Origin of the sequence: Shewanella sp. SR44-3 (assembly GCF_014163735.1) — a bacterium.
Taxonomy (GTDB): domain Bacteria; phylum Pseudomonadota; class Gammaproteobacteria; order Enterobacterales; family Shewanellaceae; genus Shewanella.
In genome coordinates, this window is the sequence record NZ_JACJDV010000005.1 from 167,370 (window position 1) to 175,907 (window position 8,538).

Consider the following 8,538-nt stretch of genomic DNA (forward strand, 5'->3'; position numbering starts at 1 on the left):
ATAAAAAAGGCCAGCTTAGTTAAGCTGGCCTTTCGTGTGCTTAGACAACAATGCTGTCTAAATTAATGTACCTTGCAAGATTAAATCTTGGCAAGCTCGATTTTCTGCTCGTTCAATTTTTCAATGTCACGGCTTAAGTCAGTCATCTTGGCGCGTTCTTTATCGATAACGGCGGCAGGGGCTTTGGCCACAAAACCTTCATTGGATAATTTGCCTTCGATGCGAGCAATTTCTTGGGCTAGCTTCTCTAGTTGCTTGTCGATACGGGCCATTTCGGCGCTCACATCGATTAAGCCGGCCAGTGGAATAAGCAGCTCCATGTTGCCAATAAATTGAGTGGTCGACATGGGCGCAGTTTCACCTTCGCTAAGGATGGTGATGGTTTCCAATTTCGCAAGACTTGCAAAGAAGGCTTGGTTGGCTTCAAGACGAATACGGTCTTGATAGCTCACGCCGCGCACTAGGGCATTAAGTGGCTTAGAAGGAGCGATGTTAAGCTCGGCGCGAATATTACGCACGGCCACAATCACTTGCTTCACCCACTCAAGATCGGCCATGGCATCCTTGTCCACAAGCTCAGCTTGATAGCTTGGGAACTCGGCCAGCATCAAGGTATCGCCAGTTACACCTGCGAGTGGCTTAACACGCTGCCAAATGGTTTCAGTAATGTAAGGCATGATGGGGTGCATCAAACGCTGCATCTTCTCAAGCACAGTAACTAGCGTATGGCGAGTGCCACGCATCTGTGCTTCGCTGCCATGTTGCATTACCGGCTTTGTTAGCTCTAAATACCAGTCACAGAATTGGTTCCAAGTGAACTCGTATAAAGTGTTAGCGGCTAAGTCGAAACGGTAAGCAGCCATGTGATCGTCGAAGGTTTTCACGGTTTGGTTAAATAAACCGATGATCCAGCGATCCGCGAGTGACAATTCCATGGCGCCAGGTTTGCCATCAACCAAGAGTTGACCGCAATCTAACGGCTCGCCCGCTTCATTGCTTTCAGGATCGCTTTGCACTTCTGTGTTCATTAACACATAGCGTGAGGCGTTCCAGAGTTTGTTACAAAAACTGCGGTAACCATCGAGACGCTTCATGTCCCAGTTGATGTCGCGGCCCGTTGATGCCATAGCGGCTAAGGTAAAGCGCAGTGCATCTGTGCCGTGGGCTTCAATGCCTTCGCTAAATTCTTTGCGGGTGCTCTTTTCAATTTTAGCGGCAAGTTGCGGCTGCATCATGTTGCCAGTGCGCTTAGTCACTAAGGTTTCAAGCTCGATACCGTCAATCATGTCTAGTGGATCAAGCACGTTGCCTTTAGATTTTGACATCTTGTTGCCGGCTTCATCACGAATTAGCCCTGTGACGTACACGGTTTTGAAAGGCACTTGCGGCTTGCCATTTTCATCCTTGATGAAATGCATGGTCATCATGATCATCCGCGCAACCCAGAAGAAAATGATATCAAAACCTGTCACCAACACGTCAGTTGGGTGGAAAGTTTTTAGGTCTTCTAAGTTGTCAGGCCAGCCTAAAGTTGAGAAGGTCCACAGGGCTGAGCTAAACCAAGTATCTAATACGTCATCGTCTTGGCGCAGTACGCTTGAGTCTGCAAGCTTATGCTTAGCGCGCACTTCATCTTCATTGCGGCCAACGTAGACTTTACCGTTTTCATCGTACCAAGCTGGGATGCGGTGTCCCCACCACAACTGGCGTGAAATACACCAATCGTTAATGTCGCGCATCCAGGAGAAATACATGTTCTCGTATTGCTGGGGCACAAACTTAATTTCACCGGTTTCAACGGCTTCGATGGCGGTTTTGGCCATAGACTGAACCGCAACGTACCACTGATCTGTCAGTAATGGCTCAATCACCACCCCTGAGCGATCGCCATAGGGCACTTTTAAGCCGTGGGGATCGATTTTGCCAAGTAGACCTAAGGTCTCAAATTCAGCGACTATGGCATCACGGGCTTTAAATCTGTCAAGGCCAACGTAACGCTCAGGTAGGGCAAGTTCAACGTCTTTATTTGGGGTGCCATCTGTGTTGATGACTTCAACGAAACTGCGTACAGCGGCATCTAGCGTGAAGATATTGTACATAGGCAATTGATGACGCTTACCGACTTCATAGTCGTTAAAGTCATGGGCAGGGGTGATTTTCACACAACCTGTGCCAAATGCCATGTCGACATAATCGTCGGCCACAATAGGGATTAAACGATTAACGATGGGCAACAGAATGAATTTGCCAATGAGTGACTGGTAACGCTCATCATCTGGGTGAACTGCCACTGCGCTGTCACCTAGCATGGTTTCAGGGCGAGTGGTGGCCACTTCTAAATAGTCTTTACCGTCGCTAGTTAATGCGCCTTCTGCCAAAGGATAGCGAAAGTGCCACATGTGGCCTTGCTTCTCTTTGTTTTCAACTTCCAAGTCTGAAATCGCGGTATGAAGCTTTGGATCCCAGTTAACTAGGCGCTTACCACGGTAAATGAGTTCATCGTCATAAAGGCGTACAAACACTTCTTGAACGGCTTTAGACAAGCCTTCGTCCATGGTGAAACGCTCTCTGTCCCAATCGACTGAGGCGCCCATACGGCGAAGCTGTTTGGTGATAGTGCCGCCAGATTGTGCTTTCCAGTCCCACACTTTATCGATAAAGGCATCGCGGCCTAAGTCGTGACGAGTTTTACCTTCTTCGGCTTCAAGTTTGCGCTCAACCAACATTTGGGTAGCGATACCCGCGTGATCCGTGCCCACTTGCCACAGGGTGTTTTTGCCCTTCATGCGCTGATAGCGGGTTAAAGTATCCATTATGGTGTCTTGGAAGGCATGGCCCATGTGTAAGCTACCGGTAACGTTCGGCGGCGGGATCATGATGCAATAATTGCCTTTTGATTCATCGCCATGGGGCTTGAAGTAACCTTGCTCTTCCCAGTTCTGGTAAAGGGCTTGTTCGATAGACTTTGGGTTGTATGTTTTTTCCATGGGAGCGTTATATTCTCTATCTAAATTAAGTGTTTATATGGCTAATGCCTGTGTGCTTATGCTGATGCCAGCGCTCTGGTATTGGCGATAGCGATTGCGAGCAATGCGCTTAAGTTCATCATCATTAGCGACAAAATCGATAATATGGGGCAAGTTTACCGCAAAACTGGGCATCTGGTCTGCAAGATTAATCAGAACTTGGCGAGTTTTATTGGGCCCAAGCTTATCAAAACCAATTTCAACCGGCGCACCTGTCATTGGGCCTTCACCTTTGAGGTTGTGAGGCACAAAGGCGCTGGGGTCAAATTGCCACAATAGTTCATCAATGGCGTAGGCTTGTTGTTTATCTTGGCAGTGGATATAGACGGCTTGCTGCTGGCGGTAAGCTCGCTCAGCAAGACGGCAAGCTGCCAGATAAACCGCTTCTAATGCAGGCATTGATTCATGCTCAGGAGAGGGGCTTTCTGGCATAAGATAGAACAGGGCTTGAGTCATGATTTAGCTGCATTAATTGGCTAATAATAATGCCCGTCAGTTTACACTAAAGGGCGCGTAGAGTCATGGGGCTGGATTTAGGCCATTCCTAGGTTAATGGCATACGCAAGCGCTGCGATATTGATGATAATCGTCAGCCAAAAAATACCGCGAAAGGGCTGTTTGATGGATTTATGCCTAAGCCATTGCTGGGCTAAAATGGCCCCAGGCCAGCCTCCTATTAAGCTTAAAAGATGTAAGCTGCTTTCAGGCGTGCGCCAACGATTTTTTCTTGCAGCTATCTTATCCAGTGCATAAATCAAGAAGGTGAATAGGCTTAAGCCAAGGTAGGCGAGTAACAAGAGGAGTGAGATATAATTGCTGAGCTTTAAAGCGAGTAACGATAAAGTGAAGCTAACCATAACAGCATAGGGAAGTCGGCGGTTACTTCTTTTAGCGCCTTGTTTTCCTTTAAGCTTATCACCGGTTAAAGTGGCGTTGCTGGCGGTGGCTCGCCCCTGTTTATCAGCTACGAGAGCATAGGTGATAACATCGCCTTCTTTGGGACGACGGCTGGCATTGCGTAACGAATTTATGTGTAAAAATACCTCGGGGCCTGTGAGATTGGGGCGAATAAAGCCAAAGCCTTTATCATCATCCCAGCGTAGTAATTTACCTTTCACCCTCATTGCCATTCCCTTGCGTGTTGTTTGTCATATTAAGCGGTAAAACTTTACATCGAGTTAAGATTGTAATGAATTTTTCACACAAATGAAGTGATTTTATATTCAAGTTTTTCTAAGGCCGCCAATCATTCTAGGGCGCTTAGTCGTGCTAAGGAGCTAGTCAGTTGCTGTAGTAATCCGTTGCATCACTAAAAAGCTAGGCGTAGATTGACTCATCAATATGGTTAAAGTGAATGATGGCTATTTTTGAATTAAGCTAATGGAATAACAATGAACCAAATCATAGCATTACCTGTGTTTTATTCCTTAAGAAATTGCCCCTACGCGATGCGGGCGAGATTGGCCATTTATGCAGCTAAGCAGCAAGTGCAGCTGCGGGACTTAGTGCTAAGTAATAAACCCGCCGAGATGCTTGCAGTGTCGCCAAAAGGCACGGTCCCTGTGTTAGTCACTGCAAGTAATCAGGTCATCGATGAAAGCCTTGCCATCATGCAGTGGGCTTTCTCGCAAAGCGATCCTGACGATTACCTTGATAGTAAAGCGCCAAATGCCTTGGCCGAAATGTTAGCTGTGATTGAGATATTTGATCATGAGTTCAAAGGGCATTTAGAGAAATATCGCTGCTCTAAGCGTTACCATGAGCCATCACTCATTACAGATAGGCAGCAATGTGAGCGCTACCTTACCGATCTCGAATTGCGTCTGTGTCAGCATCAATATTTGATCTCAGATAAGCCCAGCTTAGTCGATTTGGCACTAATGCCTTTTATTCGTCAGTTTGCCCGAGTGGAGCGACAATGGTATTTGCAAGCTCCCTATCCCAAATTACGCCACTGGCTTAATGGTTACTTGCAGAGCCGAATGTTCAGCAAGGTAATGGAGCAGCATCCGCTGTGGTTAGATGCAAAACAAGAGGTTGTTTTTGGTGATAGAACCTAGAAGATAGGTTGGGAGCAATAGCTTTGTATAAGGATATATCAGTGGATTTAATCGCAATAGTGATGAACGCGGCGCTACAGGTTTGGTATATATTCCCTGTGATTATATTGACCTTCATAATCAAAACGTCTTGGTTTAAAGGCGTTTTCGGTGAATTCCAGGTCAATTTGATACTCAAACGGCTACCGCAAGGTGAGTATCACCTGATTAAAAATGTAACTTTGCCAACAGAAGATGGAACAACTCAAATTGATCATATCGTCGTATCGAAATTTGGAGTGTTCATTGTTGAAACAAAAAATATGAAAGGGTGGATTTTTGGCTCTGCTAACCAGAAGCTGTGGACACAAAAAATATTTAAATACTCATCTAAATTTCAAAATCCAATCCATCAAAATTATAAGCATCTAAAAACACTAGAAGCGCAGCTTAACATCAATATAGATGCACTATTTTCAGTGGTTGTATTTATCGGTGACAGCGAATTTAAAACCGCTATGCCAGAGAATGTAACCTATGCAAGCGGTTGCTTATCATACATTCGCTCTCATTCAGTAGCGCTACTGGATCAACAGCAAGTTTTAGGGACCATCAAAAATATCGAATCAGGTCGTTTAGAGCGGGGATTCTCAACAAACCAAGCTCATAAAACGCATGTAAGAGAAATTATTAAGCAAAAAACTAACGAAAAGCGCTGCACAAAATGTGGTTCTGGCATGGTGTTACGAGAAGCCAAAAAAGGCCAACATCTGGGCTCTAAATTTTGGGGCTGCTCAAACTTTCCCAAATGCAGGATTGTGGAAAAATGTAACTAACAATCGCCACTCTATGTTGTCGGCCTTTATGCAATCTTGGATCGCATATCGTAGATTCACATCTAAAAATGCGCCAGAGTGCGTAAGTTATTTATACCAAAAAGAGTGTTTGGGCGGTTAATTTTAGCAAGCATTTAAGATGTCCAAGCTTCGCTTGGATCAAAGTCGTGGGTCTTCTACCCACACCCGACCAAGGGGGAAAGTTCAACAGCAAACCCTCCTTCTTGGATCGCCCTCCATGCCGCCCCGACGAAGTTACTCTTGATTTCGAGAAGCCTCATCCAACACCAAAAATACCTAACGGCTCGACGGCACATCCATGTGCCCCACGAGCCTTAACCATTTGAGCCTGAATGCCATGTAATCCAAGGATGGATGAGAGTGGCCCTGATGGTTACACGGTATTTTAATCATCTTATTTCGACTCGGGCATCCTGCTTCGTTCTATCTCCTGCATCCATGCAGTCGTCGGTAACTTCGAGGGTAATTGGTGCAACCTGGGAGTGTACTGTTAGGTTTAACATAGGCATTGGGCTAGATTTTAAGAGCTAACAGATTCCGCGAATGCTAAAAAGGTGAACCATGGCGATTTGCGAGACGACCGTCCATCCCATGGACGGGATGTTCGAGCCCTCATGGATGAGTTCACGGTGTGTCGACAAGTAAATGCCATGGCAAGCCTGTACTGGCTATGTAACACCATCACTAGGTTTGTAGAATCCTTCAAATCAGGCTAAACGCCGAACTTCAGTTTAAATCAAAAGCTATTGATAACTCTTGATTTAAATTCTTAATCTAATATGGCTTCGGCAAATTACTTAGTTGGCTTTAGTGAAATCCACAATTTGATGGTGCCTTGAACGACGACCACGTCATTGCTGTCATAGGCTTTGACGTCGACTAACATGTCGCCTTCTTGCCATTGCTCTGGGGTCACTTGGGCTACGCAGCGGATGTCGCTGCCGGCTTTAGCGGTGTAATCAACTGACATGCCTTTTGGGATCCAGCGTAAATGCTTTGGGATTGATGCTTCAGCCATCGCGCCCATGGCCATTTCCAAGCCATTGCAAATGGCGATAACGTGCACAGTGCCTATATGGTTTTGCACTCTTTTGCGCTTTTTGATCATGAGTTCACAGCGGTTAAGACTAAGAACCGTCACTTGAGGTTTCACAGTGGCAAAGTAGGGCGCCATACGAGAAACCATTAACGAGAAAATGCGCTTACCAAAAGGCAGGCGCGTGACCTTGTTGTACAGTGCCATGACTTTGTTCGGCTTATTATCTGACATATCAATCCTTATTTTTGTTGTAACCCATCGAGAGCTTAACTGGTCTGATGAGGCGATTTGCTGTGAGCTTAACATTAATGCAACGGTTTTTGTATAGGGCAGGAAGTAAAGTCAGCCAGGGTGAAAATATACCCAAAGCAGCACTGCACTATGAAAAGCTAAGCATGTATAATTCGCGTCTGCTTTCAGTCGATTAAGGATTTGCGTTGAATTATTTGCTCAGTTATTTTAAAGGCCTTGCCATGGGCGCTGCCGATGTTGTGCCTGGTGTCTCTGGTGGCACTATCGCCTTTATTACCGGAATTTTAGACCCTTTACTCGATGGTATACGCAGAATAAACCCAAGTTTAATTGGGGTTATCAGGCAAAAAGGCGTGAAAGCGGCGTTTATGGACATTAACGGCCCGTTTTTAGTGGCGGTTTTTGGCGGCATACTGACCAGTATTTTTACTTTAGCTAAGTTGATTTCTTGGTTATTGCTAACTCATCCCATCCCTGTGTGGTCATTTTTCTTTGGGCTTATCTTATTCTCTGTGGCTCACATGCTTAAGCAAGTGCAAGGCTTTACTTGGGGCAGACTGGGGTTATTTATTCTAGGTGTGGCTTTTGCTTGGGTGATTACAGTGCTGCACCCCATTGAACTGCAAGTGAGCTACTTAAGCTTCTTCTTTGCTGGCGCCATTGCCATTTGCGCCATGATATTACCGGGTATTTCAGGCAGTTTTATCTTACTGCTACTTGGGTTATATCCTGCGGTTTTGGCGGCGGCAAAAGGTTTTCAAATCGATTTCTTAGCCTGCTTTGCCTTTGGGGCCTTGTTAGGGCTATTAAGCTTTAGCCACGTGTTATCTGCATTGCTGCGTAAATTTCACGATGCTACTTTAGTTTTTTTGACTGGATTAATGCTCGGCACCTTAGGCAAAATTTGGCCTTGGAAGCAAGTATTGACGTGGCGCACTAACTCCCATGGTGAGCAAGTGCCTTTACTGGAGCAGAACTTGTCGCCAATGGCTTTTGAGCAGGTAACAGGCCAGCCAGCCTTATTAGGCGTCGCGGTAGTGAGTCTCGTTTTTGGCATTGGTCTAGTCTGGGGGCTAGAGAAGTTTGCCGCTCACGGGCTTAACACCACAACTCACGATTAATTCTTTGGACTCATAGCCTTAAAAATTCAAATAAATCTAAAACTTGTGATCTATTTTGGCGCGTTAATCGTATTGTTCACTAAACTAGTAAACAGCTTAGTCGCGCGCTGGGTGGGATTGGGCATGGGCTAAATAATTCCAGCTTAAATAGATGAGAAAAATTAACGATTAACACTTGTTATATCACGACTGGGCTTGAGGTGT

The 8,538-nt window shown here is 45.6% G+C and carries 7 protein-coding genes; 3 read left to right on the plus strand and 4 right to left on the minus strand.

The genetic code is table 11. The features are described 5' to 3' along the window. Window positions 1-80: 80 nt before the first annotated feature. From H5073_RS04910 to H5073_RS04920, 3 genes are all read right to left on the minus strand, one after another. Window positions 81-2,987 carry a valine--tRNA ligase gene (locus H5073_RS04910; RefSeq protein WP_182677546.1) on the minus strand — a complete coding sequence of 969 codons (2,907 nt, stop codon included), beginning with the start codon at window positions 2,985-2,987 and terminating at the stop codon, window positions 81-83. A 33-nt stretch (window positions 2,988-3,020) separates the two neighbouring features. Beyond that, the gene (locus H5073_RS04915; RefSeq protein ID WP_182677548.1) at window positions 3,021-3,482 is read right to left on the minus strand and encodes a DNA polymerase III subunit chi; all 462 of its coding nucleotides are present in this window, start codon (window positions 3,480-3,482) and stop codon (window positions 3,021-3,023) included. 77 nt (window positions 3,483-3,559) lie between these two features. Then, window positions 3,560-4,150, minus strand: a complete 591-nt coding sequence (locus tag H5073_RS04920) for a cold shock and DUF1294 domain-containing protein (RefSeq protein ID WP_182677550.1) — start codon at window positions 4,148-4,150, stop codon at window positions 3,560-3,562. A gap of 267 nt (window positions 4,151-4,417) precedes the next feature. Between H5073_RS04920 and H5073_RS04925 the strand changes: the two genes are divergently transcribed. Both H5073_RS04925 and H5073_RS04930 read left to right on the plus strand, forming a co-directional pair. Further along, on the plus strand, window positions 4,418-5,086 hold the full coding sequence (locus tag H5073_RS04925; RefSeq protein ID WP_182677552.1) for a glutathione S-transferase: 669 nt from the start codon (window positions 4,418-4,420) through the stop codon (window positions 5,084-5,086). A gap of 41 nt (window positions 5,087-5,127) precedes the next feature. Further along, window positions 5,128-5,901 carry an NERD domain-containing protein gene (locus tag H5073_RS04930; RefSeq protein WP_310734226.1) on the plus strand — a complete coding sequence of 258 codons (774 nt, stop codon included), beginning with the start codon at window positions 5,128-5,130 and terminating at the stop codon, window positions 5,899-5,901. A gap of 814 nt (window positions 5,902-6,715) precedes the next feature. Here H5073_RS04930 and H5073_RS04935 read toward each other — a convergent pair. Further along, window positions 6,716-7,192 carry a hotdog fold domain-containing protein gene (locus H5073_RS04935; RefSeq protein WP_182677554.1) on the minus strand — a complete coding sequence of 159 codons (477 nt, stop codon included), beginning with the start codon at window positions 7,190-7,192 and terminating at the stop codon, window positions 6,716-6,718. A 206-nt stretch (window positions 7,193-7,398) separates the two neighbouring features. On the opposite strand from H5073_RS04935, the gene H5073_RS04940 reads away from it, so the two are divergent. Continuing rightward, window positions 7,399-8,334 carry a DUF368 domain-containing protein gene (locus H5073_RS04940; protein ID WP_182677556.1) on the plus strand — a complete coding sequence of 312 codons (936 nt, stop codon included), beginning with the start codon at window positions 7,399-7,401 and terminating at the stop codon, window positions 8,332-8,334. Window positions 8,335-8,538: the final 204 nt, after the last annotated feature.

Excerpts from the sequence above, each read along its gene's own strand:
- H5073_RS04910 (WP_182677546.1), bottom strand. The coding sequence starts at position 2,987 with ATGGAAAAAACATACAACCCAAAGTCTATCGAACAAGCCCTTTACCAG.
- H5073_RS04915 (WP_182677548.1), bottom strand. The coding sequence starts at position 3,482 with ATGACTCAAGCCCTGTTCTATCTTATGCCAGAAAGCCCCTCTCCTGAG.
- H5073_RS04920 (WP_182677550.1), bottom strand. The coding sequence starts at position 4,150 with ATGAGGGTGAAAGGTAAATTACTACGCTGGGATGATGATAAAGGCTTT.
- H5073_RS04925 (WP_182677552.1), top strand. The coding sequence starts at position 4,418 with ATGAACCAAATCATAGCATTACCTGTGTTTTATTCCTTAAGAAATTGC.
- H5073_RS04935 (WP_182677554.1), bottom strand. The coding sequence starts at position 7,192 with ATGTCAGATAATAAGCCGAACAAAGTCATGGCACTGTACAACAAGGTC.